The 26,748-nt window shown below is 54.0% G+C and carries 21 protein-coding genes and 1 pseudogene; 10 read left to right on the plus strand and 12 right to left on the minus strand.

Features of this window, described 5'->3' with window-relative positions; translation table 11 throughout:
• The first annotated feature begins 155 nt into the window (after positions 1 to 155).
• From DVH23_RS15670 to DVH23_RS15680, 3 genes are all read left to right on the plus strand, one after another.
• Positions 156 to 830, plus strand: coding sequence for a winged helix-turn-helix domain-containing protein (locus tag DVH23_RS15670; protein WP_114578375.1), 675 nt, complete (start codon positions 156 to 158; stop codon positions 828 to 830).
• Positions 827 to 1,522: a nucleotidyltransferase family protein gene (locus DVH23_RS15675; RefSeq protein ID WP_114578376.1), complete on the plus strand. Its 696-nt coding sequence runs from the start codon at positions 827 to 829 to the stop codon at positions 1,520 to 1,522. The genes DVH23_RS15670 and DVH23_RS15675 overlap by 4 nt, the downstream gene beginning before the upstream one ends.
• A 63-nt stretch (positions 1,523 to 1,585) precedes the next feature.
• Positions 1,586 to 1,882 (plus strand): hypothetical protein, encoded by a 297-nt coding sequence (locus DVH23_RS15680; protein WP_114578377.1) that lies wholly within the window; start codon positions 1,586 to 1,588, stop codon positions 1,880 to 1,882.
• Between the two features lie 75 nt (positions 1,883 to 1,957).
• Here DVH23_RS15680 and DVH23_RS15685 read toward each other — a convergent pair whose 3' ends face one another.
• The 3 genes from DVH23_RS15685 to DVH23_RS15695 all read right to left on the minus strand — a co-directional run bounded on the left by DVH23_RS15685 (position 1,958) and on the right by DVH23_RS15695 (position 5,580).
• A complete protein-coding gene (locus DVH23_RS15685; RefSeq protein ID WP_114578378.1) occupies positions 1,958 to 3,337 on the minus strand; it encodes a Cdc6/Cdc18 family protein in 1,380 nt (459 codons plus the stop codon).
• 752 nt (positions 3,338 to 4,089) lie between these two features.
• Positions 4,090 to 4,368, minus strand: coding sequence for a PadR family transcriptional regulator (locus DVH23_RS15690; protein WP_114578379.1), 279 nt, complete (start codon positions 4,366 to 4,368; stop codon positions 4,090 to 4,092).
• 126 nt (positions 4,369 to 4,494) lie between these two features.
• Positions 4,495 to 5,580 carry a winged helix-turn-helix domain-containing protein gene (locus DVH23_RS15695; RefSeq protein ID WP_232833772.1) on the minus strand — a complete coding sequence of 362 codons (1,086 nt, stop codon included), beginning with the start codon at positions 5,578 to 5,580 and terminating at the stop codon, positions 4,495 to 4,497.
• Between the two features lie 150 nt (positions 5,581 to 5,730).
• On the opposite strand from DVH23_RS15695, the gene DVH23_RS15700 reads away from it, so the two are divergent.
• Together DVH23_RS15700 and DVH23_RS15710 are read left to right on the plus strand one after the other, a co-directional pair.
• On the plus strand, positions 5,731 to 7,050 hold the full coding sequence (locus DVH23_RS15700) for a cytochrome P450 (protein WP_114578381.1): 1,320 nt from the start codon (positions 5,731 to 5,733) through the stop codon (positions 7,048 to 7,050).
• A gap of 1,325 nt (positions 7,051 to 8,375) precedes the next feature.
• On the plus strand, positions 8,376 to 11,048 hold the full coding sequence (locus tag DVH23_RS15710; RefSeq protein WP_114578383.1) for a hypothetical protein: 2,673 nt from the start codon (positions 8,376 to 8,378) through the stop codon (positions 11,046 to 11,048).
• Between the two features lie 338 nt (positions 11,049 to 11,386).
• On the opposite strand, the gene DVH23_RS15715 is transcribed toward DVH23_RS15710, so the two are convergent.
• The 5 genes and pseudogenes from DVH23_RS15715 to DVH23_RS15735 all read right to left on the minus strand — a co-directional run bounded on the left by DVH23_RS15715 (position 11,387) and on the right by DVH23_RS15735 (position 15,766).
• A complete protein-coding gene (locus DVH23_RS15715; protein ID WP_114578384.1) occupies positions 11,387 to 11,650 on the minus strand; it encodes a HalOD1 output domain-containing protein in 264 nt (87 codons plus the stop codon).
• Positions 11,651 to 12,168: 518 nt separating this feature from the next.
• Positions 12,169 to 12,786: a DICT sensory domain-containing protein gene (locus tag DVH23_RS15720; protein WP_232833773.1), complete on the minus strand. Its 618-nt coding sequence runs from the start codon at positions 12,784 to 12,786 to the stop codon at positions 12,169 to 12,171.
• 86 nt (positions 12,787 to 12,872) lie between these two features.
• Positions 12,873 to 13,229, minus strand: coding sequence for an ArsR family transcriptional regulator (locus DVH23_RS15725; protein WP_114578386.1), 357 nt, complete (start codon positions 13,227 to 13,229; stop codon positions 12,873 to 12,875).
• A gap of 1,300 nt (positions 13,230 to 14,529) precedes the next feature.
• Positions 14,530 to 15,206: pseudogene (locus DVH23_RS15730) on the minus strand (IS6 family transposase).
• A 137-nt stretch (positions 15,207 to 15,343) separates the two neighbouring features.
• The gene (locus tag DVH23_RS15735; RefSeq protein WP_114578387.1) at positions 15,344 to 15,766 is read right to left on the minus strand and encodes an EamA family transporter; all 423 of its coding nucleotides are present in this window, start codon (positions 15,764 to 15,766) and stop codon (positions 15,344 to 15,346) included.
• Positions 15,767 to 16,201: 435 nt separating this feature from the next.
• Here DVH23_RS15735 and lrp point away from each other — a divergent pair, with 435 nt between their 5' ends.
• Together lrp and DVH23_RS15745 are read left to right on the plus strand one after the other, a co-directional pair.
• Positions 16,202 to 16,663 (plus strand): HTH-type transcriptional regulator Lrp, encoded by a 462-nt coding sequence (lrp, locus tag DVH23_RS15740; protein ID WP_114578388.1) that lies wholly within the window; start codon positions 16,202 to 16,204, stop codon positions 16,661 to 16,663.
• Between the two features lie 252 nt (positions 16,664 to 16,915).
• Positions 16,916 to 17,518 carry an ArsR family transcriptional regulator gene (locus DVH23_RS15745; protein WP_114578389.1) on the plus strand — a complete coding sequence of 201 codons (603 nt, stop codon included), beginning with the start codon at positions 16,916 to 16,918 and terminating at the stop codon, positions 17,516 to 17,518.
• 344 nt (positions 17,519 to 17,862) lie between these two features.
• On the opposite strand, the gene DVH23_RS24310 is transcribed toward DVH23_RS15745, so the two are convergent.
• Positions 17,863 to 18,027, minus strand: a complete 165-nt coding sequence (locus DVH23_RS24310; protein WP_198667950.1) for a hypothetical protein — start codon at positions 18,025 to 18,027, stop codon at positions 17,863 to 17,865.
• 296 nt (positions 18,028 to 18,323) lie between these two features.
• On the opposite strand from DVH23_RS24310, the gene DVH23_RS15750 reads away from it, so the two are divergent.
• On the plus strand, positions 18,324 to 19,649 hold the full coding sequence (locus DVH23_RS15750; protein ID WP_114578390.1) for a dicarboxylate/amino acid:cation symporter: 1,326 nt from the start codon (positions 18,324 to 18,326) through the stop codon (positions 19,647 to 19,649).
• 183 nt (positions 19,650 to 19,832) lie between these two features.
• On the opposite strand, the gene DVH23_RS15755 is transcribed toward DVH23_RS15750, so the two are convergent.
• Together DVH23_RS15755 and DVH23_RS24315 are read right to left on the minus strand one after the other, a co-directional pair.
• The gene (locus DVH23_RS15755; protein WP_114578391.1) at positions 19,833 to 20,372 is read right to left on the minus strand and encodes a hypothetical protein; all 540 of its coding nucleotides are present in this window, start codon (positions 20,370 to 20,372) and stop codon (positions 19,833 to 19,835) included.
• A gap of 827 nt (positions 20,373 to 21,199) precedes the next feature.
• Positions 21,200 to 22,999, minus strand: coding sequence for a CHRD domain-containing protein (locus DVH23_RS24315; protein ID WP_198667951.1), 1,800 nt, complete (start codon positions 22,997 to 22,999; stop codon positions 21,200 to 21,202).
• 448 nt (positions 23,000 to 23,447) lie between these two features.
• Here DVH23_RS24315 and DVH23_RS15770 point away from each other — a divergent pair, with 448 nt between their 5' ends.
• Both DVH23_RS15770 and DVH23_RS15775 read left to right on the plus strand, forming a co-directional pair.
• The gene (locus DVH23_RS15770) at positions 23,448 to 24,770 is read left to right on the plus strand and encodes a hypothetical protein (protein WP_114578392.1); all 1,323 of its coding nucleotides are present in this window, start codon (positions 23,448 to 23,450) and stop codon (positions 24,768 to 24,770) included.
• A 727-nt stretch (positions 24,771 to 25,497) separates the two neighbouring features.
• Positions 25,498 to 25,746, plus strand: coding sequence for a HalOD1 output domain-containing protein (locus DVH23_RS15775; RefSeq protein WP_114578393.1), 249 nt, complete (start codon positions 25,498 to 25,500; stop codon positions 25,744 to 25,746).
• Between the two features lie 402 nt (positions 25,747 to 26,148).
• Here the strand turns inward: DVH23_RS15775 and DVH23_RS15785 are convergent, their stop codons facing one another.
• Positions 26,149 to 26,646 carry a hypothetical protein gene (locus DVH23_RS15785; protein WP_114578395.1) on the minus strand — a complete coding sequence of 166 codons (498 nt, stop codon included), beginning with the start codon at positions 26,644 to 26,646 and terminating at the stop codon, positions 26,149 to 26,151.
• Positions 26,647 to 26,748: the final 102 nt, after the last annotated feature.

The following is a 26,748-nucleotide window of genomic DNA, read 5'->3' on the forward strand; positions in this document are numbered from 1 at the left end:
ATCGATCATTAACAAGTACTGACATATCAGTTACTGAGCGACGCCAACATCCGGAAATCCAACAAGAACCACCATCAGTGTTGCTCCCTCCAACAAGAGAGGAGCATAGAACGGGTAAACGTTTTAACTGTTACCGTATTATTGGTATCTATCTGATGTACGAGGTATATGACGAGACGGCGGCGCGGGTTCTCCTTGCCCTCGAGAGGGGTGACTCGATCCGCCGCGTCGCACACCGCCTTCAGACGCCCTACGAAACGGTTCGACAAGCCGTCAACCGGCTCGAAGATGCAGGATACATTCGCTATGACGGCGGACTTGCTCTCACCGACGATCAGGTCCGAACCGCAGCCCGTGAGCTAGTCGCTGCCAGCGCCGGTGTTAGCCCCCCCTCGATTGAAGAAGCTTATCTCATCCCACAGTTCGGAGACTGGCCATTCGCGTTCACACGGATCGACGCCGTCTACATTTGGACTCAAGGTGGATACCAGGTTGGACGTGATCCCGAGGATTATCCACTGTTCATCGCCGTTCGCGAGCAGGATGTCACGAGCTGGAAGCGGTTTTTCAAGTCGTTCGGTCTCCCAACTACGTTCGAACGCCAGCCGAGAGGCGAAACAGCGGGCCCCCTCCAGATTGTTCTCGATCCACAATCCTCGCTGGAGATCGAAGACGTCGAAGGGTATCCGGTAATCCCACGAGAAGAGACGATCGCGTACATGCAGGACAACTACGCACAGTTTCAGTCGGCACTCGCGATGCTTGACCGGATGTACGACGGTCTCGATCTCGGGGTCACCTATCGAGAGGGTGAGCGGGCCCAGTCATGAGCTTCCATAATCGGAGTGATGCCCTTATCGACCTCCTCGAGGAACTCACCGAGAATGACTATCGGTATGTTCTGGTCGGTGGGTATGCGGTGTCTGCGTTCAACGCTCGATTCTCGACGGATCTCGATCTCGTCGTTGCTCCGGACGCGAAAACGGAGTTCATCGAGTTTCTCGAAACTCGTGGATTCGAAGAAACCGACAGCCACGCCAAGCAGTGGTTCTACGACACCGAAGTGGTCGAATATGAAAAGCGACTCACCCCCCAACAACCGATCGGGTTTGATCTTCTGGTGAATGGCCTCGGCTGTCGACAAACCCAGGCTCAGTGGTCGTTCGACTATCTCTATGACCACAGCCAACAAGAGAAGGTGAGCGGAGGCACGCAGACCACGACCGCCAGAGTCATTGATGGGGCAGTGCTCGTCGCGGCGAAGCTCCATAGCGGACGAGAGACAGATCTCCGGGACGTGCTCGCGATCGCAGAGGAAATCAACCTCAAGGCAGTAACGCCACACCTTCAACGAGGCGATGAAGCCGCACTCCGAGATCAGCTTGAACGCGGAATACAGATTCTCGAAAGCGAGGAGCTCAGGCATGGCTATCGAAGTGATTTCGGGGCGTCAGCAATTTCCGAAGAGACCGTTACGGAGCTTCAAGCATATCTGTCTCAGCAAGTAGAACGGCTCCGTTGAACGAACGCTTCAGGAAAGAACAGTGGCCGGGCATATTTGTACGCATAGGGAGAAGTACACAGCATGACAGGCGACGACGAGAATGTCTATCATCGCTCTCTTGACGAACCACTCGACCTTCGTACTGCACTTGAATCGGCTGGTATCGAATTTCTTGACATCGACGAGGATCGGACCGTCGTCATCTACCAGCAAGCGATTTTCATAGTTACCGTAACAGAGGGCTCTACACCGACAGCCCAGGCGATCGATGTCGAACTGTGGGAGCCCCCAGCGGATGGGCGTACAGATGATCATGAGACGATTCTCGCGGGATTTGTGGAAGAACTCCTTGCAGCCCCTGATCAATCCTCTCAGTAACGAATATGCGAAGTTTTAGCACCTAAGTCCAGTTAAAACATCCCAACGAAAATCGTTCCGGAGATGGCTAGTATCCTATTTTCTAACAGTGTTAGTAATATGCTGGCGCATTTGGGTATCGATCGGGATGTTTGAGCAGCGATCATCAAGCCCGATCGTTTGGAGCAAGAGGCCCGGTTCATCCAATAGGGAAAGTTGCAGATATGTTCCTTCGCCATAGCCCTCGCTCGTTCGCGTCATATCGATGATTTTCAACGTCTCATATTCACGAAGTTGGTCGGTGATTCGTTTCTGACCGAGAACATTCGCATCGATCGACTCAGCGAACTCGCGATAGACCCGATATAACTCAGTTGCCTTGAAATGGGAATGGCTCGTGAATTCATCCATTGCGGCGAGGGCAGCAATCGCAATTTTAGCTTGTGTTGGGCACCCACGAATTAGATCGCGAATTCGTGTTACTTCGGCATCATCATTCGCAGATCGGACGTGTTCTTCACGAACTTCGTCAGCGTCTTCGCTACGAGCGACCTCTCCAGCAAGCCGAAAGAGATCAATCGCACGTCGCGCATCGCCGTGTTCTTGGGCAGAAAACGCCGAGCAGAGAGGAATTACGTCGTCCGAAAGAATACCATCGTGATAGGCATCTTTCCGTCGGCGCAAAATATCGCCTAGCTGGTTTGCATCGTATGCCGGGAAGACGATCTCATCAGGGGCGAAGGAACTTTCGACACGTGTGTCGAGCCGATCACCATATTTGAGGTCATTGCTGATGCCAACGACAGTAAGACTGGCTTCAACATCGTTCTCTTCACCCGCTCGAGACAGTTGCATAAGGAATTTGCTGTCGTCGGCCTCTTCAGGAAGGACGTCTTGTGCGTCGTCAGGTGGAGAAAGTCGATCGATTTCGTCGAGGACAACAATAACAGCATCATAGAGCTCGTCAATAATAGCCCAGAGTCGGTCATAGTACGCTCCCGTCGCAATGCCCGAACTTGGAATCGTGATGCCCGTATTATCCGGCTCATTCAAACTCTTTGAGAGATGGATTACAGTTTGAACCTCTGATCGTCGCTGTGCACAGTCAATAATTGCACGACCAACACGGATGTCGTTGTCTACGCCTCGTTGCTCAACTTCGCGACTAACGTATCGAGTAACGAGCGTCTTGCCTGAGCCGGATTTACCGAGAAGAAGTGTTCCCTTCCCCGACCCACCAGCGATCGTTGGTTTGAGCCGACGTGCAACCGTCTCAATTTGATCATTTCGTCCGACGATCTTGTCGTGATCCGGGATGTGGTCAATGCGGAGGAGATCCTCGTTGGCAAAGATTGGATCCTCCTCATCAAGAACAGAAAGAGGATCGTCGCGAGATTCAGACCGAGAATAGCTCACGGCCCCATTCTCGGCCGCATATTCGCCAAGAGTCTTCAGTTGCTCCGTGCTTGATGCCATAACCAGATTTCAAATGAAATGGCCTTAGTTCTTTCCCTAAAATAGGATACACCGTGTATTCATCCGATTAAAGCGTCGACTCGCTTGAGTAGTGAATTGCTATCAGATTAGTTTAATGTTGTCTTTCGAATTGAGGCCAACACCAGATTTCAAATGATTTGCTGAAAAGCAGGGAATCTAAATCCCTCACCACACCGGATTTCAAATGATTTCATGATAGGTTTTCACTCGGTCCGGAGATTCAGCACCCCCACCCCGGATTTCAAATGAAATCACCGACCTCATAGGGAGAGCTATCAATCAGATCTGCTTGTAGTCCTTTTCTGAACCTGCCCGAGACGACCACTAGAGAGCTTCTATCAAGGATTTCATTTGAAATGTGGTGTGGTACGGAACAAGGATGCTGATAGAAGTCACACTGAGATGCCACTAGAACATCACCCAGTAATGCATATAAGTAACCTTGGTGGGTTTCTTAAACAGGTTCATTAAGCGTCCTTTCCTCGGACTACTACTACTATCTTACCGTAATAGTAATATATATAATAGACGTTCTAGAATGCCGTTTTCCACTGGAAGTCAGGTTTGGCCTAATCGGGAGAAGGAAATGCTCACCCCTCTAAATTGGGCACTTCTTCTGTTGGACCGGGATCTCACCTACTGATCCTCCCGCTTCGATTGGAGACGATTTCATTTGAAATCCGGGGTGGGGGTGGTGTCCGATAGTTAGAGGAGCTGAACAAGAGGTGTCATCAGAAGTCCTCCAGATAGTGGTTTTCCCACTGTCGTCGTTCTTGCAATGCCTCTTCTCCAGCGTCGGTGATCGCATAGTAATTCGTTCGCCGATCGAGCTCGCCCTGTTCGACGAGTTCCTTGTTAACGACCGTATCGAGATTTGGATAGAGCCGTCCGTGATTGATCTCCCCATCGTAGTGGTCTTCGAGTTCCTCTTTTACGGATTGGCCGGAGGGCTGGTCGAATCCGTTGATGACGTACAGGAGGTCGCGTTGGAAGCCGGTGAGATCGTACATGAGACTTCATTATCCCACTGAGTGGGGTATTGTTATATGTGCCAAATAGATTGTCAGGCACCCATACGAATCTTCTAAGGAGAGGTTACTCCAGGAATATCTACGCCGCTACTCTCTCCGAAAATGCTACGCAGGTTTCTTCGTCATGATCGCCTCCTCGAGAAGTGAATCGTACACTCGATGGCCCCACTCAACGAGATCCTGATTCGTACTGAGGAGCATCGCTGTATGCTGGCCGTTCCCTCTCTGATTGAACGCTCCAAGAGCGATTTTGCGCGAATCGTAGAGTCCCATCCCGAGGGTTATCGGGCGCTCCAATCGAGACAAGCCATATCCATCACACGATGAGTTGTCCAACATTGCGTGTAAATCCGGATTTGCACAGAATTTGTCATAGATTTCGGGGGAGAGAATTCCTTCTCCGTTCATCCCATGTTTGACGGCCTCATAATACAGTTTGAATAGTCTTGGGTTATAAATTGAAATAACACAAGCGAAGGAATCTGTTTTCAAATCCGCCAGCTCAAGCGCCTCTGTCGTGACGAGACCTGGGGTGAGGGATCCCGACGAGACAACAGTAGTGTCCTCAAGAGCCGCGATCGGGAGGGGATGATCCCCACGCACAAACTCTAGATCCAGCCGTTGCAGGACCGCAGCTTTCGCGAAACAGACTCCCACGATTTTCTCAAGTTTCTCATAGGCAGCGAGAGCATTCGACCCGTATTCGGTTAGCTGGTAGTCCTCAGAGGTCTCTGTCACCATGCCGAATTCCGAGAGTTTCGTCATGATCCGCCAGACGGTAGACTGAGACGGCGTATCTGCCTTGGTCGAAAAGACACTCGCAACCGCCGGTGTCTCAGAGAGCTCTCGGAGGATCCAAAGCGCGTACTCCGATCGAGTGAGAAAAGCAAGGCGATCGGGCAAAATTACATCTAAGCACGATATGAAGCTGTCAAGAGCAACAACACCGCTCGCAGTAATCATATATTCCCGAGTATTGGCATCAAAATTCACCAATCCGAACTCGACGAATACTTCGAGATGCGTTGAAACAGTCTGTCTCGAGACCGACGCATCACAGGCGATGGCACTTACTGTCTGCCAGCCACCTTTATCAGAGAGTGTCCGAAGCGTCGAAAGTCGAGAAGACTCGACACATTCGGCGATCTCTGACCTGATAACGATGTCCTCCTTCGTTAACCCGTGTTCCACAACTCGATCATGCTTTGTAGATAACCCTGACCGAGGATCAGACATTTATGAGCAACACGTATTTGAGAGTTATAATAATTACTATCAACAACCACCATTGGATTTCTGGAACCAAAAGATAACTGGTGATGACTGATTGAGTCCAAATAGATGTCCGCTCCCCAACCCCCTTCCCCCGATGGATTGCCAGTCCTCGGGAACGCGGTTGAGTTCGCAACTGACCCGTTCAATTTTGTCGGAAATGCGGTCGATCAATGTGGGGATTCATACCGCATGGTGTTGCCAGGGGCGAATGATGTCTACGTGCTCTGCCATCCTGACTTCTATGAACAGGTTCTCGTTGATGACGTGGACTCTTTCAACAAAACCGCTGATTTCCGCGCAGCGTTCGGGAATGGCCTCCTATCGAGTGATGGCGAAACCTGGCGGAGCCAGCGACAGATCCTCCAACCCTTGTTCTACAGAGGTTATATCCAGAAATTTGTAGATCAGATGGTCGCCTGCACGGAGCGCCGACTCGACACCTGGCAGGGCCATATGGAAGGGGACATCGAGCAAGAGATGAAGGATCTCACGTTCGAGATTTTGTTCTCGACACTTTTCGGTGAAGTGATCGGACCCGGAGAGCGAAGCGATCTCAGAAATGCAGCGGATGATCTTAACGAGTGGTTTGTCCCAGCGTCATGGATGCTTCCGAATTGGGTCCCAACTCCCGCTCGCCGTCGATTTAAGCAGTCGAAAGCTGTTATGCGCGACGAAGTGAAGGGACTCCTCGCCGAGCGGCAGGCGAGCCCTGGCTCTGACGACACCGATCTCCTCTCACAGCTCTTTGACGCCCAAGAGTCCAATCCAGACCTCGCCACTGAGGAGATCGAAGAGCACCTCATGACGATGGTTTTCGCGGGCTATGAGACGACAGCGACCGCGCTTGCGTTCACATGGTACAATCTTGCCACGCATCCCAGTGTTCGCGAGGAATTTGAAAGCGAACTCAAGGCGGTACTGGGAGGCGATCCGCCGTCAATCGAGGACATCGGAGAGTTAGAGGTCACGGATCGGATACTCAAAGAGACGCTCCGCCTCCATCCCCCGATTCACACGCTCCCCCGACAAACGACCCGGGAGATGGAAATGCGCGGTATTCGGGTTCCAAAGGGGAAAGAGGTCCATCTCTCCGTGATTCATACTCATCGAGACGATCAGTTCTACGACGATCCCGAAGAATACCGGCCTAAAAGATGGTCTAATGGGTTTGAAGACGATCTCCATGACTTTGCGTATATCCCGTTTGGAGCGGGTCGGCGCGCTTGCATTGGACGGGAATTTGCCCTGTTAGAGGCGAAGATCGTGTTGGCAACAATTGGACAACAGTATCGGTTTGAGGACGAGGGCCACCCCCTCGAAATCGAGCCCGAAATTACAATAAAATCGAAAGATGGGGTTCTATTATCTGCTCACGAGAAATTATAACCTCCTACTCTAGGTAATAAACTCTCATAGAGGGCTATTTCCCATTTAAACCTCTTAAAATCCGTTTTTCATGGGGTTTTACGTCGTAAACCCCAATACAACTAAATATCATCGGTTAGTGGTCAAGAGTGCATATGTTATCGACGAACAGTCACGCAGGAAACGAGGGCGCTGATCGCTTGAAACCCATCAAGCGCCCTGTTTGCCGTTCAGGTGGAACGACACATGTTGCTACACGCTCATAACGTAAGTTCGTTACTGCCAGCGGTTGGCGATCGGCCGGCGAGCGGCGATACTCCGGAACCGGGAGCAGAGACTAGTCTCTTAGTTGGTACCTTGGCGACTAGTGCCTGCTCCCGACGGAGGGCGTCGTTCGGCGGATCGATCCCTCTGCGAGGAACCGATCATAACCATCGTCGAGCCCGACAGCACTCGCTCAACCGGAATCTGACACTGGTGGCGAGTGCTGTCGGCCCTGATTACCATGACGCCACCAGAAACATCATCCCCGGCTAACAAAACCGTTGCCCCTCAGATAGACGAGGAGACAAGCGACCGCTCAGAGAGTGAGCTGGACGAACCGATCGTTCTCCTCCCACAGGGCAATCCACATGGGGAGTTGCTCTACCACAGTACGGCTGATTCCCAGACTCCCATCTGCAACAATAGAGGGGCGTATATCGCGGTCCCACAATCCGAGGCCGAGGAGCGAGCAGATCGGCACTGTGGAAAGTGTCACTCACTCTGCGTTGATGGTGGGGATACGAACGCCTGCCCGAAGTGTGGCCAGGAAATCGTCCTCACTCATTGGGCCCACCATTTCCGTCAGTGCGACGGGGACCCCGAGTTTACCGGAGGCAACTCGTGAACCCCGTTCCTCTGGGGACTCCGATCCACCCCCAGGGAACCCAACGATTTTATAAATGTCTTGAGAACAGTTGCGGCACAGCTCAGGAAACCACTCGCGTCGGAGAAGGGAACGTGGAACATTTCCTTCTTCCCGGCCAAAGCACAAAAGCTTTCCTCCCCAGAAAGAGCCGCAGCACTCTCTCCGAAGAGAGCAGTCTGGACGCTCTTGCGGAGCGATCCGCGTTGAGAGCTGCTAGTAGCTTTGGCATGACGGACGCCGGCCGTCAGCGCCCAACTTGGGCACATGGATGCCCACGAACTCACAGAGAGAGCAACAGCAAGACCGACGAACGGCGATAGACCCAGGGATTAGCGCCCGACGGGACGGGGTACATCGAGCGGATGCTACAATCGGTCCAGACGTCGACTGGACGGCCCCTCGGCTCCACAAGGAGCTGTTCGATTCGTGTACAGCGATGGGACAGAAGCTCGTCGAAGCGGTCAGTGACCTCACGCGAACCGAGCAGGCTCCGAAACTGGCACTGGAAGAGCTGGAAGTGACAGCCCTGGATGGCCTCTTTGCCGATCTCTGTGTGGGCGCTGTCGAAGGCCGCGAAAAGGATCTGTGGAATCTGCTCCGGCTCTGTCAGCAACTCGGCTCGGGACAGACATCCCCGCTTAACCTGCGCTCGTCTCGTGACGATCTCGACCGTGCTGCGATCCCGATTTTCACCGCGAGCAGTGTTACTCCCGAGATAGCGATCCACTTGGACGGACGATTCACCGACCGAAAGGCCGACCAGCGCCGCGACGTCCTCGAGCTCTGTCTCGCGCTCGCCGAAGGCTGTCGAGTGTACCTCGTCGCGACTGGCCAGGCTGGACGGGTCCTCTGGAAGAGTCATCGTGACCACCTCCCGGTGAGCGTTACGGACCCGTTCGATCCACGCGTGTCCCCTACGCCTGGGACGCCTCGATTGATTGCTGATCGCGTCGAGGACGCCCGCGAGACGCTTGACCCCGACGGCACGGCAACGGCCGTCCTCCGGGCGCTCCGGGGCGAAAACTCCGAAATGCTCAGCTATGATGACCTCTCGCGAGAGCTCCGACTCTCCGAGGCGAACCGGCGACAGGTCGGTCTGAAACTCGATCGCGACCTCGGACTCGCCGAACGGGTCGATTACCCTGGCGACGAACGGGGGCTATCGCTGCGAAAAGCCGGTCTCGAATACCTCAAAGCGTTAGATTCGGAGATCGGAAAACAGGGACGACTCCCCTCCGTTAGAGACCCCCCAAATCCGTCCGAGTATAGCCGTGTAAACCCGCACACCCAAGACAGGGGAGACGGCACCGAGGCCGACCGAGAGAGGGAGGAACAAGCTGAAGCGGAAGGAGACGCGGTCGCTGGGACCGCCGAGTACCTCCCGAAGCACGTCCAGCCGGTGTATGCCGAGACGCCCGCTGTTGAAGCCGCCCGTGCAGCGGCTCATTCTGGCGAGATTGCCCTCGTTGATGCGCCTATTCAGATGCTGAAAGGGAGAGATGGAGACAGAGACGATCGGGTGATGGGGTGGAGTTACGACGATGCTCGTGACGAAATCACCGTCTCTGCAACCTACACCAACCCTATGCAGTACACAACGTGCATCGCTCGAGCGTTAGCGAGCCCTTGGACGTGGAACCGCGTGCTCACCGAGGACGTTCTCGAGGATCTCTTCGCAACCCACAGCCGACGAATTCTGAGCGATGCACGGAATATTGGTGGTCTCTCGGCCGAACGGTACGAAGATCCCCGCTTGTTCATTGAGTTCTATCAAGATCAAGAGCAGCGATTGTGCGAACTCACCCGAGAACTAGCGAACGGCGATTATACCGATGAATCGGCAAAACGCGGCGAGATCACGCAGTTCGCGAAAGGACTCGCGGGTTCGATCGTCCAACTGCTCGACCTCGCCGGCGTCGATCTAAGTCGGGAGGTCCGTCTCCCCGAGTTCTCCCGTAACTGGTCCGAATCGCACCGCCGGCGAACGCTCTGTCGGACACTCGCCCATAGTTGTGCGGTCGAATCGCTGTACGGCCATCACGTTACGTATCGGCACCTCTACGAGCAGCGGGAAGCGCGTCGAGAGGCGGCGATGGGCCTGACAGTCGATGCTCGCGATCCAATCGGTGAGTTCGTTGGCTCGCTCGTGGTCGTTGGCCCTGGCGTCTCCGACCTCGAGGACGAGTTACGATCGGCGCTCCGGTCGCCGGGCGATCTCCACGATGATGCTCCCGAGATCGGGGTCTGTATCCCGATCCGAACGACCGCCACTCGGAGCGCAATCGCTCAGGCCGTGAGGCGGCTCTGTGAGCGCAAGGGCCTCGAACCAACTCGAGAGGCCGTGTCGCTCTTTCAGGCGTTCGTCGCGACCAGCTACGACGTCGCTCGGGCTATGTATTACGGCCTCAGAAGGGAGGACCGGTCGAGAGGGATCCATATCGATGAAGTTCGGCGGGCACTTGCTACCCTCGACCCTGCCCGTCTCCTTGCAGACGGTGACGTGGCGCTCTCGATGCAACAGGCACTGAGCGTGCTGCTTGGTGCTGATCACCCGCTTTCAGGAGCCGAAATCGCTCGCCGGGCAGGGATCACGACTCAGAGCTTTCGTGAGAACCGAAAGGGGTTCGTCCTCGCCGCTCTGCTTCGGGAGGCCCCCGGAGGGTGGCGGTTGTCGCTCTCGTTCAACGATGAGCGATACGGTGGTGATGTCCTCCCGTGGTTCTTCGTTGATGAACCGGACGGTCGGCCGCTTGTCCCCTCTCTCGATCTCCGCTCGAGGATGGATGTGTTGTATGAACTCGCCACCAGTCTCGTCGATGATCCGGCTCGCTTTGGTGATCCCGACGACGTCCTCTGCTGGGCATTCACGCTCCCCGATCGAGACGACCCGGAAGCGATTGCGGATCATCGACAGGCGGCGATCGACGCCCTCGTGGAGGAATGGCCGTGGCTCGGGTCGGTCCTCCCAGTAATCGAGGGGGCGGCCAAATCATCGGGACCCGATCCTGCATACGATCCCGTATTGATGGGTTCGACGGTGGAGCAGCAGGCACTTCCTCAGAGCGCTGGAGGTCGATCAGACCGGCTTCGAGTGGGAACGAGAGTGTGACGGAGCATACGGTCGCTCTCACCGAAGATATCCCTTTCATCCCGTCCGGCCCTGTTGTCCCTGTTGGAATTGATGTCCCTCGCGTCCCTGATCTCACTGATGTCCTTGGTATCCCTGGTGACGCTAACATCGAGGCTCCAAATCGGCAAGTTCGAGGGTTGTCTGAAGGTTTTCTACATCGTCTGATCAGAGCGGAAATCAGCAGGCTGGTTGCCCTTATCAAGCCTTGTGCAACAATCGCGCCCATAGAAAGGCCACTGTTGCACAAGGTCAGGGATCTGATGATGCCGTATACTGGAGCACTGACTCATGATCTGCAATACTGGCGTGGTCTATGTTCAGCAGGGAGTAACGGTGATTGTGTTGCCGTTCACCTGAATCTGATACTGATCGACAGAGAACGTAACTGAGACATCGCTGTTACTATTGACGGGCTCATTAAGCGATGTCGGCTTGATGAAATCGTGCAGTGTTATCGAGAGATCCGTCGGGGGCGTATCCTCGATAGCAGCAATCGCCTCAACAACCGCGATACTGGGTGGTTTTTCCGATCGGTCAAAGGTCGATCGAACCGTGTCGCTCTGCAGCGGTGGCTCGTTCATATTGTATCGTACCTACAATCGAGTACACGCCCCTATAAGTGTGTGTTCATTATATCGGTGACAGGATAGTGGAAATAACCTCTAGAAACAGGATGGGCGGATATTCGCGGTCGAACCGCGATTCACAATATCTAACGGACGGCTCAATTCTCGGTTTACCCAATCACGATACTTGTTCGTAATCAGTGGCGTAGGAACGGGCGGATGAGGAACCGCCCGAACCGAGTACGTACAGGCACGATCCCAGACACGTGGTGACGTGAACGGTCGTGCGTGCGAGTGTCACACTTGAGGGTATATAGATGTACGGGTCTACCCCTGACTCTTGAAGAGATGGCTGAGAGTTGATCAGTCTTCGATTTCGAAGGCTTCCTCCCGTTGATGGATTACTACAACCCGCCGACGATCGGTGCTCAGGCTGGGATCAGCGCTCTGAAGGAATAGCGGACCCACCAGGGCGACCGCTCGAAGGTGCTTGACTGCTCGTCAGTTGCGAGCGATTGCGACCGGTATATCGATCAATCCGCAGTAAGTGTTGTCGTGATCTCCTCGACGAGCGCTGGATCGTTCGTCCAGAATCCAGTGTAGCCTTCCGAGTGCTCCTGGGCGACTAACCCGCAGGCCTGGTTGTCAGTAGGCCCGCCGTCGTAAGCGAGAACCCAATAGGGTTCGAAGCGCTCGGCCTTGGCGGTATGATAGGTGATCCCGGTGATCGTTGGCGGGGTCCAGTCATCGAGGCCATGAATGTGGATATCGAGAGTTGTGTCGGTTGCGAGTGTTCGATAGATATCTGCCTGGGATCGAAACGTCGAGAGGGTCTGGAAACTCACTCGCAGCGTTCCCTCACCCACACGATACGCACGGTCTTCGATTTCTCGACTGACTGCAAGGAGCTCGCGGCGAGTCATTCCGGAAACGACCGTCTTCTCAAGAACGTCAAAGAGCACCTGATAGCCCTCGGAAATCCCGCTTCTGTCGCCAGGGCGGTGGATCGGTGACTCGAGCAACCCTTCGACTGCTTCGATACCGATGACGCCTACCACCTCGCCATCGGTTTTGAGTTCGATGAACGGTGCTGGACCACCAGATGGAAGCGACCGAGACTCAACAGCGACACCGTGGTTTGCGAGCCACACTTCGATGTCGGGTGGGTCACCACTCCGATAGATGGTAAACTGATGGTTTCGACCTTGAAGCTCGGTCAGTAACGAGTCGAACATCGTTACGATTCTGTCTGCTGTTCGGCTTCGATACTCTGGCGAACAATATCGGCGATGTGCGGATGCAGCGATACAAGCTGGACGGCGCCGCCCTGGGGATCGTAGTCGATCAATCCTGCCTCGGCGAGTCGGGGCAAGTGATTGTGGACCAGGTTGATGCGGTGTTCCGACCAATCTGCTGCCGTGTGCATCGTCCCGGTGGTTGTCGTGTTCCATCCGCTAAGGACAGTAGCGAGTTCCTCGACACTACTTTCCTGTTCGGCGAGCAAATAATAGAGGAGACGTCGGCGCTCGAGGGCCGCCAGAGCTACGTAGAACTGGTCTTCGGCGAGTCGTGGCGGAGACTCTCCTTCCGGCATTCGATCGTCTTGAGGACGGTCTTTCCAAGAGTCCCCCATACTGTGGGCTACGGTAACATCATACAAGTATTTACTCGTGCGATGTGATGGTGTACCTCCGTTCGTCGTGTTAGGGTGGGAGATCGTCTATCCCCTGATTGTCGAGGGACGCAAGAGCATAGGCGATCGCAGTGCCTAGCATAGTTCCATTCCAATCGAGCGACTGTTCAACCAATTGCTCCTTCGGTCACTTCTGTCACTACGGTTTATTTATAAAGGAGGCTTTTTATTTTCAAGCTTCCATGCTAAAGGTTATCGTCCTGGTGGGAATCGGATGTATGAGAGGCAAGGCTACAATATGACACCAACAGGAGAGAAGGACCGTGCGGCTGTTGTCTGCCAGGACTGTGACAATATCTATGTTGTTCGTATCACAGAGGATGAGACAATTGAGCCAATCGGAATCCCAGATGACTGCCAAGAGTGCGGAGGATCTAACTTCAAGATCCTCGGTGACCAGGTATCAGTCCGCTCCGACTCTACGACGTTAGATTGAACATCGGATCTAAACTCACGCGTCCGGCGGCGCCGCTGCTCGCGATTCACCGAGGATCTGAGCGGGTCGGAAGAGGTGTTCCCGCGCCGACCGTACAGGACACGGCTACGGGGTGTATGGCTGATAAGCGCCGTAGCCGTGCAAGTGTGTTAGTGGTGGACGTAATAATAGGAGTGCCGACGCCGGCCGTTCTCGCTTTAAGTGTCTCTGGCGACAAAGTGGAGATATGAAGAGAAGTGCAGACGGATTCTACGCGTCCAAACCTGGGTGAGACGTCGTTTTTCCCGTTCCTCGAATGTCGTGGTCCACGTTCCGACGAGTTCGTCCCTTGTGCAACGAACGATTGAGCTTTTTACGAGAATGAGACTGCCACGCTCTCGGAACAGATTGAAACTTCAGTGTGGACAATCGGTCCGTCAGGCGTGTCTCATTAGTGGCTGAAATCGCCAACATTCTTTCTCGATCGCGGCAATATTATACAAGGATCTGACGTGCGCGTTGTTACTGACGCGGTCGGTGCCGAGCTCGGAGTCGCAGGCGACGCCGCCCATCCAGGGAACGCGAGCGGGAGTCGAACATCCAAAACCGATATAAATAGCCGAGGGTTCGTTCCATACTTCTCAACGAGGCCGCTGGTGATCTCGCTTTCGACACCTTCCCAGATGCTACCGAATTATGGCGACAATCGTTCTTTATCGCCCGACGAGATCACTGTCCGACCCGTTATACTTAGAATTTCAGACAATATACGACATAGGGCACTGTCTAGTTGAGCACCTCGTCAGCTGTGTTCGTCCATCGAGCGATTGATGCGGTCTCTGATGGTTGTAATAATGCACGAACTGCTCAATCCAACTGCGGGCACTCCGCCGACTGCCCACCCACGAGTTATGAAAACGGTCGACTCGCATTTTGAACGTGTGAAACCACTTTTCGATGAGGTTTCGGTCGGTATAGTTAACCCGACCGTTCAATCCTAACCGAGCAAGGGCAGTCCGATAGCCAAATTGATCGACGAGAAACATCGCTTCGGAGAGATCGTGTTTCTCGCGGAGTCCATGGAGGAACGCGGCTGCTGGATCGGTACCATGGCGGCCGAACAACTGGGCGTCGAGAATCAACTTCGTGTCGAGGTCTATTGCAGCGTACAACCAAGACCATTCGCCGTTGATCTTGACAGCGGTCTCGTCAACTGCGACCCGCGACGGCTTCGCCGTCGGCGGGTCAGAAACGCTGTCAGCTAGCCGATGTACCCAGTTCTAAACTGCCCCGTGAGAGCGTTCAACGCCTAATTCAGCAAGAATCGTTGTTGTCTCCCGAAGTGAACAACCAGTAGCATGGAGTCGGACGGCGAACGCCCTGACGGGCGTCGCCGTCCGCTCATTCTCCCAAGATTCTTCTAAATCCGTATCGTAGCTCTCGCTGAGCAGGTCTGCGAGCATTTGGTCCAACAAACTCGACGGCTTGCTCACTCCTCAAACTGGCTCAACTAGACAGTGCCGGTTCATCGGTAGCACTCTAATTCCTTCACCCTACGACCTTTGCTCAACTGCGGACGTACTGCTAATCGTGGGATACACTATTCGACGGCTGTAAGATAGACGGCGAGGATGGCGCACCCGATGCCAGCAGCTTTTCTGATGGTGAGCGATTCGCCAAGGACGACAATCCCGATGAGTGAGCTCGTGACGAGGAACATCCCGAAAATCGGTGTGACAACGCTCACGGGGCCCATCGCGAGCGCACGGTAGTAGGCGATAATGCCGACCGCAAGCGCGAGACCAGCCGCATAGGCGTAGAGGGCCTTCGGATGGGTGAGATACGGTGTGACTGACTCGTTCGTGAAGAGCACGACCACAGCAGCCGCCCCAACGAGTATCAGGTTCGAAATGAAGACAGCAACGTTGCTCGGAATGTCGCTCGTTGCTACCTTCATTAGCGGTGCGACGAACGTGTACGCCAAGAGACCAAGAAACGCCCACGAGAGGTACTCGCTGTTCATATCGTACGGACCAGTTGCAGCCGTATTAGTCCGTCCGATCCGAAGATATCTTAGTATTGATATACCGATACAGATCGGTTTTGGTCATTCATCATTTGATACAGCTCCCCCCATCTAATTGAAAGCAAACGTCATGTCACTTTCCAGTACGAGTGTACGGTTTATCGTACGATAGTGGTGATTATCCCCAACGTTCCCCGGTCGACGAGCCTGCTCACTGAGCCTCTCCGTTCGGTTGTTTCGGAAGGTCGGATCCGGTCTATGATTTCCTGATGGACACTTCCGTGGTTACTAGCGAGTCTTTTTGCTGTGCCAGAGGTGCGATTCTATACACGGCAATATCATAATCTCCCAATACTTGGTGATTATTTACTTGGATCTCTTTCCGATGACCGTTCGTCAGATTATAGTGGGGTGGTATTATATCCGGTGTTGATGACGTACGAAAACCTCGACGCGGAACTCGTGAACGCTTTGTTAGGTGACGGTCGGGCAAGCCTCCGGAGTCTCGCCGAGGACTTGGACGTCTCGGTGACGACCGTTTCGAACCATCTGTCGGACCTCGAGGAAGAGGGCGTTATCCAGGGATTCACTCCACGGATCAATTACGACGCGCTCGGCTTCGACGTCACCGCAGTCATTCAGCTCAAAGTTGAAGGTAGTGCCCTTTCCGATATTACCGACCGACTGCGTGAGTTCGAGCAGATGACGAACGTCTACGAGGTTACGGGCGACTACGACGTGATCGCGATCGGGCGGTTTCGGGACACGGACGAGATGAACGACCAGATCAAGGCCTTACTGGCCGATTCCGATATCAACGAATCCAACACCAGCGTCGTTCTTAACGCCGTCACCGAAAACGAGCAGTTCGATCTCGAGATCCGCGACGAGTAGTGGCAATGAATTTCGTCGTTGCATGACTCTTAGATATCAAACCAGAGTCGCAGGATCTGCAAACGCCCCTTATTGCTTATACCTTCTACAGACGCCACCATAGAACGGTTCCTGTGCCCACCCCTCATCACCACTCGATAACGCAAAAGGCGACTGCTACCACTGATATGTGGCTCCCAGGGGAGCTTTCTGATCAGGCCGCTGGAGATCGGGCGGAATGAGTGATGTTTCGATAGCTGAGGAGGATACCTAATGCCCGTACTCGATTTCGATTCTACAGACGAACTCCCTGAAGAGATTAGAGACACTGTAGACGCACCCTCACAAGATCAGCTCTCGAAGGACGTGATTTTTGATCTGCTGAAAAACCGTCGTCGACGCCAGGTGCTTGCATATCTCCAGGAGGCTGATGAGACGATAACGTTGAGTGAGCTTGCTGAAGAAATCGCCGCCTGGGAGAATGACATCGAGGTACGTGAATTAAAATCCGACCAGCGAAAACGCGTCTACGTCGCCCTCTACCAGACGCACCTCCCGAAAATGGATGACGCGGGAGTCATTGACTACAACAAAGACCGCGGTCTGATCACTCTCTCGGAGAACGCAGATTCTCTGCAAGAGTATCTCACAATAGTACAGAAGCGACCGGATCGATGGTCGCAATGGTATGCGCTTGTGAGTAGTGGTGGGATGGTGTGGATGGCAGGTGCGTATCTCAGTATCCCCGTCTTGTCAATCGCAACGATACATCTCGTTTCAGGACTGGTCGTTAGTGCGCTTGTCCTCAGTTCCGTTACCCACTTTCTCGCTTCGAATCAAACTAAACTGAGGATCAATGAAAGAGCATCAAGGTGAAATAATAGCTGAAATTGGTATGATTTGTGTACCGACAGGGAATACATGAGTTAAATAGCGTATAGTGATTGGCATTCAGAAAGTTACATTCTCTTTGACATTGAAACGAGAATGAGCGCGGCAATCGCTCCCGTATATCTCTCAACCCTCTGAAATCCTGACAAAATTATTATTCATCCTTCACTATGGCTCCTGAATCGTATATGTAGCGATTTCAGCCGTATTACAGGTTGGGCACGCGGACGAGCTTGAGTCAACACTCGTCCCACAATGGCGACACTCGCGAATGGTTTCGACAGCGTCGTCGGGGCGCACAGCACGTTTCACCCGGGTGGCGAGTCGTATCATGGCGTTGGTGTGGGGGTTACGACTTCCTGGCACGCCGGGCACTCGGCGAACATGTTTTGTTCTCCTGGTGGACTCTCGTACTCAATGAGCACGTGCAGGGGTTTGATCTCCGTGCTACACCGCGGACAGGAGCCGAGTGCGTGGGTTTCGTTTGTGGCCATGGGATGGATTCCTCGTGCGTAGGCGTGAGTTCAACTGAGGCGCGTGGTGATTACCAGCTAGTATCTCTTCACGGTTCATTGACCATTGTCTGACGTAAATAGGGCGGTGATAGTCAGAGAAAGAAACAGACCTACACATATTTATATTAGGAATGGTGGGAATATAGAACGTTCTATTTTATCGAACGCACAACAGATTGGGGGCACTAGCGACCTCTGATGATCCAGGCTCATAGGTATCGGGAGATTTCACCGGCAACGACACCGATTGATAGCCGCCGTCGCAAATTCACACGATGAGCACAACTCAAGCGTCGATTTTCGGTCGTGGATGGAGCGCCTATCGCTCTATCCCGATCATCTATCGTATCACTGCAGCGTTCGTACTCGGGACTGCACTTGGTGCAGTCGCCGGTGAACAAGCGAGTGTCTTGAGTCCGCTTGGGGATCTCTTCTTGCGACTACTCGAAATGCTCATCATCCCGATCATTGTCTTCACCCTGCTCGGTGGAATGCGAAAGCTCACTCCGTCACGCTTGGGGAAGGTCGGAGGACTGACAGTGGGGCTCTATATCGTCACTACGTCAATCGCAGCCGGCATCGGACTGGCCGTCGCGAATCTGTTTAATCCTGGCCGGGGAGTGGAATTCACCGGTGGCGAAGCCCAGGAAGCCGAACCACCGGGAGTTACGGAAGTCGTGTTAGGAATCGTTCCCGAGAACCCATTGGCGGCGATGGTTGAGGGTGATATTCTCGGAACGATATTCGTTGTTATCGTGTTCGGGTTGGCGTTGACGATGGTCCGCGAGGCAGCCACTGATCGGTCCGTGAAGGGCTCTATCGACGGCTTCTTTGCGTTCATCGATGCTGGTACGCAGGCGCTGTTCAAGATCGTCTGGGGTGTTCTAGAGTACGGCGTCATCGGCGTGTTCGCGCTGATGGCTGCCTCGATTGGGACCGAAGGACTCGGCACGATCGTTCAGCTCGGTGCGCTTGTTGGTGTGATCGCTGTCGGAATCAGTATCCATATGACCGTTACGTATCTCGGTCTCATGATAGTCGGAATTCTGGGTCAATCGCCGCTTGCTTTTCTTGATGGCGCGAAAGACGCCATGTTGACGGCCTTTACGATCCGCTCATCGAGTGGGACGCTTCCCGTGACGATCGCTGATGCAGAAGAAAACCTGCGAATCGATGAGTCGGTCTATGGCTTCGGTCTGCCACTTGGGGCGACGATCAATATGGACGGTGCGGCGATTCGGCAAGCAGTGACCGCAGTGTTCGCTGCAAATCTCGTCGGCGTCTCGCTCGGGATCGGTGATCAGGTTATTATTCTGTTTACTGTCATTCTGATCAGCATCGGCACCGCGGGTGTCCCTGGAGCGGGCTTAATCATGTTGACAGTGATATTGAACGCGTTAGGGCTTCCTCTCGAGATTGTTGGCTTTGTCGCTGGTGTGGATCCGATTCTGGGCCGCATCGCAACAATGAACAATGTTACTGGCGATCTCGCAGTGTCGTCCGTCGTTGGTAAGTGGACCGATGCGATTGATTTCACAGAAGGTACTTGGGGTAATGCTGATGGATCCCAAGGTGATGGGAGCACCATGCCTATGGAATAGTTTATCAATAAATTTACTAAATTGGTGCTATAGACGATCTAAAGGTCGATAAATCAACTCAAATTTATTGGCCCTACCAATTTTCGTGTTGGTGACTGAGCGAACGAACCCAAGAAGCAACGATGAGCGGTATTGTATGGGTTTCTAACATTTGATTTTGAAACCCGCTTTTTGGACGGGCTCTTATACTCGCCGCGTAAGTGAGTCGATAACGGACGATTTGGCCATCAGTATCTTCCTGAGCGTGTCTGTGCACTCAGCTAGAACAGGAAAGGAAGTTGATAACGGCTGATAGAGGTAGGTTTGCAACGTGATTGGACCATTGGAGCGCATGTCAACGACGATCGCATGAACCCTTTCTTGACGCTCCTTCGAAATTGCTTCCGTTCGGTCCTGGAGTTCATCCAGTTGCTCCCATACTCTCTCCAATTCGATGTAGGACTGTTCAGATAATATCCGCACGTTCATCTCTTCGAGCGCTGATTCGATCGCGTGGAGTTCTTCTTCTGCGATTTCGAGTGATTGCGTTTCGTTGATAATGGTCTCTTTGAATTGTTCCCGTTGAGTCTGTGCTTCGTGCGCCAGGGCGCTCGCATACTGACACAGTTCTTGCGTGAGAGGAGTATCGTTTTCAAGAACGGCCGCAATCTCAGGATTGAGTTCCTTACTCACGTTTTCGGCAAGTGCTTCACCATACATCTCTTCGTAATGTGACACGGACATCACCGTCTTACGATATGCCTCTCGGACATCGCTCGTCCCGTCGGCTATCTGTACCGGGTCAAGTGTGGAGGTACTGGGTCCAGTAGTCGCTTGCGCTGGGGCAGTCGAACGGGTAGACGTCGTGGAGAGCTCTTGGACTCGAGTGGCGAACTCCTCAAAGGCCTGTTTCTCATTGTGTGTCAGTGTAAGCTCTTCTTGACAAAGCTCGCGAGCGTGAGGTATGACTCCGTCTATATCCTGATCAGAATCTCTTGAAGACATGAACTAGTGGGTTGCCCTCTTTTCTACTCGTTATCGCGAACTCGGGCACCACATGAGTCGCTTCGGATTCGCCCTGGCGAGCTCGCCGTACGTAGCTGGGACCATTCTGTATAGGGTGAACACTTTTATTGGTAATAACCGTTGTTGTTAGCATGTGTACTATCGGACATCAGTGTGTGGATGAGATCTCTCAGGAACACATATTCTGACCTGAGTGGCCGTAATCAGGGGTGCTAAGCCTCGTTCCTAAGCGAGCGAAACGAGCCGAAAGGGCTACACCGTCTCCAGTGTCCGTTTTCATGCGGAAGGAAATGATTGTTACTACTCGAATCCGGCACTATCGATCACGGTTTACAGAGTCAGCGATTAGAGTTCCTCGCTAAGCGCGCCGATCGATTCGAGGTGGTCACGAACCTCCACCAGAAATTGTCGGTACCGCTCGAGATCATGCAACGCGTTGTAGACGACGTCCTGATCGATACTATCAAGGCTAGTAACAGCATGAGCGGGCGGTACGGTGGGGGAAACCGCCCGCCAGAGAGTCCGTGTCCGGGACACGCCTCTAGTTACGAAGTGGACTGGACCTGGCCGCGGATCTCACCGCTTGGATGATCTTCGGTGTGGACGTTGACGTATACCTCACCTTCTGCGAAAGCTGTCTCAACATCCTCGATGGTAGCCCCTTCCCACGCGTCAATGAGGTCGTCCTCAGTGATCGTCCCTTCAGTGAGCGTACCAGAGACAGAACCTGCCATCAGTGCAGGCTCCATGCCGGTTTCGGGGTAGAGCCAAGCGACGACTGGACCATCTTCGCATGCAGCACCGAGATGGATGTGTGCTTGCGTGACGTTACAGATATCCTGAACCGTCGCCTCGTAGTGAATGTCGGTTCCCTCATCGTGGCTATCCACGGTGAAGGTTACACGTCCTCCCGCATCCGTCTCTATCCCGTGGTCCTCTCCGGACAGGTGGGCCTCGTATGTCCGTGAGTAATCGTCCGACGATTCATCCTCTTCTTCGGTGGATTCCTCTTCAGGTTCCTCTTCCTCTTCTGCTTCGGGCTCTTCTTCCTCCTCCTCCTCCTCCTCCTCGGTCTCCTCCTCAGGCTCTTCGGGTTCGTCTCCCGGGAGCGTGATCAACGCATCATCGGTAACAGCGTTGCCCTCCGCATCGGTGATCGGGCCGTCCTCTGCACCATCAGTCTCCACGAAGTCGAATGCCTCGTTGTCATTCGTTTCTTCGTGGAGCATCGCAACTAGCGTTGCATCTGTCTCTAGGGCCGGATCGAGGCTAATTTCCAAGTCCTCGTGAGGACCAGCCGTCAGATACTCCGAGACACCGAGTACGTCGCCATCCTCGCCGTGAATAACGACGAATCCCGCTTGCGGAAGGTAGACAGACTGCACAACGACACTATCGCCCTCGCTTTCCTGATCCTCGAATCGCAGGTTGAACGTCTCGGCCGCCTCACCCGGCTCACCCAGCCCGTATCGGGTAACGACACTGCTCGTGCCACCCGCAGCGATAGACCGGAGCTCCCAATAGAGCAGCCCAGCACTGTCTCCCGACTCGTATTCGGGATCGAAGAACTGCCGATCGGGGTCAATCTCGTAATCATAGGCGACCCCCACTGCGCTCGGCCACGAGACGAACTGGATCAACTGGGGCTCCGTTTCAATCTCTGCGAGACCGGTGAGCGTCGGATCCGGGATCTGGTTGTACGTGTTCCAGGAATCGAATGTCAGGTCCTCAAATTCCCGTTCAGTGGTCAAGACCTCGTTCTGGAGCCAGATTGGGCTGCCGTCTTGCTGTTGTACCTGGTAGTCGAAGAGATACCGAACGTTAACGTCGTGGGCCTGTCCGCTCGTGTTTTCTACCTCAACGGTGAATTCCGCGAGCGGTCCGACGAGCTCGATCGTTTGGGTGACGACAACTCCCTCGGGTAACTCCCAGGCCATAGCGACAGACTCACCATCGACAGCTGGCTCGTCCGTGAGATACTGGTCCATTTGCTCGCCCGCACTCGATGTCGTGTAATTCGTCCCATCCACCTGGACCGTGAGATACGTCGTACTTGCTGATGGGTACAATAGATAGCCATCATCGAGCTCCGTCGCTCGTAGGGTAAAACTCCCGACCCCACTTCCCATACTGAGCATGAGCGTGACCTCATCATTCTCGAGAGTTCCAGCCGACTGCCCTGCAGTTCCCGTCGAGAGGAACCCTGCAGCAGCGGCCGTTCCTACGACAGCAAGAAATCCGCGTCTTCCAGTCGATCCACTCTGAAACAGCCGAGTGGGTGACTTTTTCGACCCTTCGTTCGTAATGTCCTTTCCCTTCTCCGGTAGATGATCAGTTGTTCCCATTGCAGATCATTATTCGGTGGGGATATATATCAATGTATTTATCAGTGTTTGACAGCTACTAATCCAGAAAATTTATATATAGGATCATATTAGTACGCTCCGTCGATCGATTTCTGTAAACCACGTTTCCAGCCCATAATTCTTCGTGTATATGGGGATGAGTTGGCTATCAGGAATTATTCACACACCCCGATCTATAGAAACCAGTCGAATTTGAGACCAATATACAACCACAGATATATTCATATTGTCCGATATCGTACTGGTAGCGATTATGAAAGAACGGACGACGGAACAATATGAAGGGTGGTTCGACCGACGGCATGTTCTTCACGCGATTGCCGCTGGTACGGCCAGTATGGCTGGGTGTCTTAGCGGGGGCGATGCGCCATCTCGCGGAGGTACTGGAAATGGATCGGACCCTAGTCCAGGTACGGGAGACCCATTCGTGAGCGATGATGCAGACCCGTTTCTTCTGCCGGCCGGTGACGTCGATACGACCTTCGATGTCGATCTTACCTCTGAAACCGTTCTTCTCGAAGGTGAGGATCTAACCGCCTTAGAGACGTATGATCTCGAGACTCACCAGTATATCTTTGACGCGGATCGTCTACGATCGTCAGGTGTCGATTTCGAGGAAGGGTCAGTCCTCTGGATCTCTGGATTGGCACTTCGTCGAGTGAACTCTGTCGAGGAACGCGGATCGACACTGGTGGTCGACACTGAATTCGCGTCGCTCAATGAGGCAATCAGTGACGGGACTGTCGGCTGGGACGCTGATCTCGGATTCACCTCGAGCTACACAAGCGAGCAGTTTGACCGGGTTGCTGCCGAAGACTCGGTTCTGGGCAGTTCGAACAGTCTCGGCGTGTCGCCAGCGTCGAGCACGGTCGCGCTTGCGGACGTCGCTGTGACGAACCGTGCGGGGGAGGTGATGGGACGACCGACGTTCCAACGAGTGCAAAATGGGGACCGAGAGGTCCTGCAACTCGAGTTCACACAGGGGACCACCGATTACGTCTTCGGTCTTACACCGATGGGTGATGAAGTCCGGCTCAAAGCCGAAATGACGTCTCCTTCGGGTAGCGAGGCGAACCTTCGATTTACGGGTATCGGTACTGCGAAGGCCGTTCGAGCCACCGGGCAGGTGGAGTATGCGGATAGCGAATTAACGGCGATGGATGTCGAGGCGAACCAGCTAGAGGGCGAGATCGAAATCGATATCGCAGCCGCAGGCTCCGGTGTTGAGGAGGAAACGGAGATTCCGCTTCCCGGCGGGTTCATGTTCCGGCACATTTTCATGGTCGGGGCGATTCCGATCACGGTCACGACATCGATCGAATTGAAGGCACGCATCAATGTCGTCAGTAACGCCTCAGCGACCGCAACGTCGCGGTTCAGCTTCGGTGGTGATACCGGGTTTGTCTACGACGGGACTGAGGTCGTTCCGGAAGCGGCGATCGGGACGCTGAAGATCGACCCCGAAAGCGCCGATTCGGGGGCCTATTTTGGCCAACCCGTCCACGCTGGATTCGGTATTACCTTTCCGAGGGTATCGATTAGCGTCTTCGACCAGCTGTTGATTCCCTATGTACAGGTTGGGATGGCACTCAATACATCCCTTTCGTGGGGACCCGTCTGCAAGAGTTCATACATCCAGCTCATCGTCCAGGCGGGCTACGATCTAACGATCCTTGGCGTCAATCTCGCCGCTCACGAAACGACCCTTGCCGAGGAGACCACTGAAGGCGACCAAGAAGGCTGTGAGTGATGTTCAGAGAATCGGATAGTCGCCATAACCGGGCCGGAGACGCCACGGTAGACGGACAATTCGAGGAATCTGATCTATTGCAACGTGATACACGGCTCTTGGTCAACTACCGCGCCCTGAACGCCTTCGGCGTTCTGAGGACGGGACTTGCGTGGCGTCGGCCGGGGGTTGTGGTCCCGGACCGGCTTTTGTGCCGATGCGGTCGGTCGGCAGAGGCGATGTAATTGGACGTGACCTCGGCGACGTCGCGGTAAGTCAAGCTTGCTCGGAGCGGTCGCGTCGTCGGTCCGTTCTTGGGGGCCGGTTCACGGCGGCCCGTCCGGAGCGAGGAACCAACCCGTTCCCGCACCGAAATATTGGTTCGGCACCCATTGCTGGGCCGTCTGAGGCCCGCTTCTGACGACAGAGGACGACGAGCCGGGCGATACTAACGGTTTCGCCCAACTTCGCAACGCGATTCCTCCCTCCCTACTCGCGGCTTGAGTGGTCTGCGCAACGTTTGACCGTCCCTTCAGGGAGACCGAGACCGACGGGATGACGAGACGAAGTTTACAGATCTGGAACGCTCAAAGGTTACGCCAATCACTCTCGCCGCTCGTTGAGGAAGGGGATTCCTCGCTACTGCCTGTTGAGGAATTCGACGTCCGAACGACTCCATAGATTATTCCCATCAGAATCTAATCCAAATGAACAACAGACATTTATCGAGGGATGTGTTGGACCCCCTGTGAACGATCTCGACACTGTCCGAACAAGCTTTGATCCATCGACGACACCACCGAGTGTCGCTTTGGCAGAGGCCATTGCTGCGATCGAGAACGTTCCTATCACGGACCTCAACCAACAGCTACACGACTATATCGACACCGAGGCCCTCGATGAACTCATGGATCGTAGTAAGGAGGCCTCGGTCCGATTCTCGATCGATCAATACGATGTTCGTGTGAACGGAGATTCCGTTGCTGTGACCTGCTAAAGAGTGCCGGAGAAGTCAATTTTAATATCGCCTGTTGAATACCCTTAGCTGGCGCTATGACCCACATAGCGGAAAACGACCGTGCGGCGGCTCGGTGTGAAGGATGTGGGAACATTTACACAGTCAATATTCGTTCCGACGGGGACATTGATCCGATCGGAATACCTCACTGTCGGGACTGTGGTGGGTCTGAGTTTACAGTCTTTGGAGAGCATGGCAAGGAACTCGTCTCAACTGACGAGTAGCCTCCGAGGCTCTCCTTTGGTCGAGTGCAATCCCCAATCTAAGTGTCAAATTTTTATGCTTACTATTCTTGTAATACACCATCCGTTATCGCTTTAGCAGGCATCCACACGATCGCTTGGGCTATTGAGAACCGCGTCTGTTTATGGACTCGCCGTTTTATATCCCGAGCTCTTCCCGAAGCTTCTTTTTTATATCATGGTCTCCGGATGCGTGGCCGAGAGCAAGTTCTGTGACGACAGACTGCCAGTCTTGCATTTGCTCCATGAGTGCTCCGTAGACTTCCTCTTCGGATTTTTCCCCAACACGTACTGTTCGCACTGCAACCCAGCCCCGTTGAGGGAAATATTCGATCACGCCAGCACCAACCTCCGTCTGCAACACAATACGCTCGGTCTGTCCCGTCCCGGGACTGCCACTCATCAACGGCAGCGCAGTTTGGATCTCTTCGGCTTCTCCCAGTTCTTCAACGACTTCAACAGACACTGACTGGTCTGGAAATGTTGCCAGCACGTCGCCTTGGGTCAGCTCTCCAGTTTCTTCGACAATCTTTGTGACGTGATCCGGTGCACTGAGCGCCGGACCAGGACAGTCATGGAGCCGAAGCTTCGTCAGCGTCTTGAAGGTCTCATCGCAAGCATCGCACGTGTGGGCCATTGGTCACTCTTAACTATGAGTTCGCACCGATCCTAAATGGATTTTCCCCCGATCTTGCCTCTCCAAAGCGTGTCATAGAATTCGACACACCCTCTACTCGGC

Origin of the sequence: Saliphagus sp. LR7 (assembly GCF_003344565.1) — an archaeon.
GTDB classification, from domain to species: domain Archaea; phylum Halobacteriota; class Halobacteria; order Halobacteriales; family Natrialbaceae; genus Saliphagus; species Saliphagus infecundisoli.

Coding starts and splice junctions, on each gene's coding strand:
- DVH23_RS24315 (WP_198667951.1), bottom strand. CDS start 22,999: ATGGGAACAACTGATCATCTACCGGAGAAGGGAAAGGACATTACGAAC.
- DVH23_RS15785 (WP_114578395.1), bottom strand. CDS start 26,646: ATGGCCCACACGTGCGATGCTTGCGATGAGACCTTCAAGACGCTGACG.
- DVH23_RS15745 (WP_114578389.1), top strand. CDS start 16,916: ATGCCCGTACTCGATTTCGATTCTACAGACGAACTCCCTGAAGAGATT.
- DVH23_RS15710 (WP_114578383.1), top strand. CDS start 8,376: ATGGGACAGAAGCTCGTCGAAGCGGTCAGTGACCTCACGCGAACCGAG.
- DVH23_RS15755 (WP_114578391.1), bottom strand. CDS start 20,372: ATGTCCGTGTCACATTACGAAGAGATGTATGGTGAAGCACTTGCCGAA.
- lrp (WP_114578388.1), top strand. CDS start 16,202: ATGACGTACGAAAACCTCGACGCGGAACTCGTGAACGCTTTGTTAGGT.
- DVH23_RS15700 (WP_114578381.1), top strand. CDS start 5,731: ATGTCCGCTCCCCAACCCCCTTCCCCCGATGGATTGCCAGTCCTCGGG.
- DVH23_RS15680 (WP_114578377.1), top strand. CDS start 1,586: ATGACAGGCGACGACGAGAATGTCTATCATCGCTCTCTTGACGAACCA.
- DVH23_RS15675 (WP_114578376.1), top strand. CDS start 827: ATGAGCTTCCATAATCGGAGTGATGCCCTTATCGACCTCCTCGAGGAA.
- DVH23_RS15715 (WP_114578384.1), bottom strand. CDS start 11,650: ATGAACGAGCCACCGCTGCAGAGCGACACGGTTCGATCGACCTTTGAC.
- DVH23_RS15725 (WP_114578386.1), bottom strand. CDS start 13,229: ATGCCGGAAGGAGAGTCTCCGCCACGACTCGCCGAAGACCAGTTCTAC.
- DVH23_RS24310 (WP_198667950.1), bottom strand. CDS start 18,027: ATGGCCACAAACGAAACCCACGCACTCGGCTCCTGTCCGCGGTGTAGC.
- DVH23_RS15735 (WP_114578387.1), bottom strand. CDS start 15,766: ATGAACAGCGAGTACCTCTCGTGGGCGTTTCTTGGTCTCTTGGCGTAC.
- DVH23_RS15685 (WP_114578378.1), bottom strand. CDS start 3,337: ATGGCATCAAGCACGGAGCAACTGAAGACTCTTGGCGAATATGCGGCC.
- DVH23_RS15750 (WP_114578390.1), top strand. CDS start 18,324: ATGAGCACAACTCAAGCGTCGATTTTCGGTCGTGGATGGAGCGCCTAT.
- DVH23_RS15690 (WP_114578379.1), bottom strand. CDS start 4,368: ATGTACGATCTCACCGGCTTCCAACGCGACCTCCTGTACGTCATCAAC.
- DVH23_RS15670 (WP_114578375.1), top strand. CDS start 156: ATGTACGAGGTATATGACGAGACGGCGGCGCGGGTTCTCCTTGCCCTC.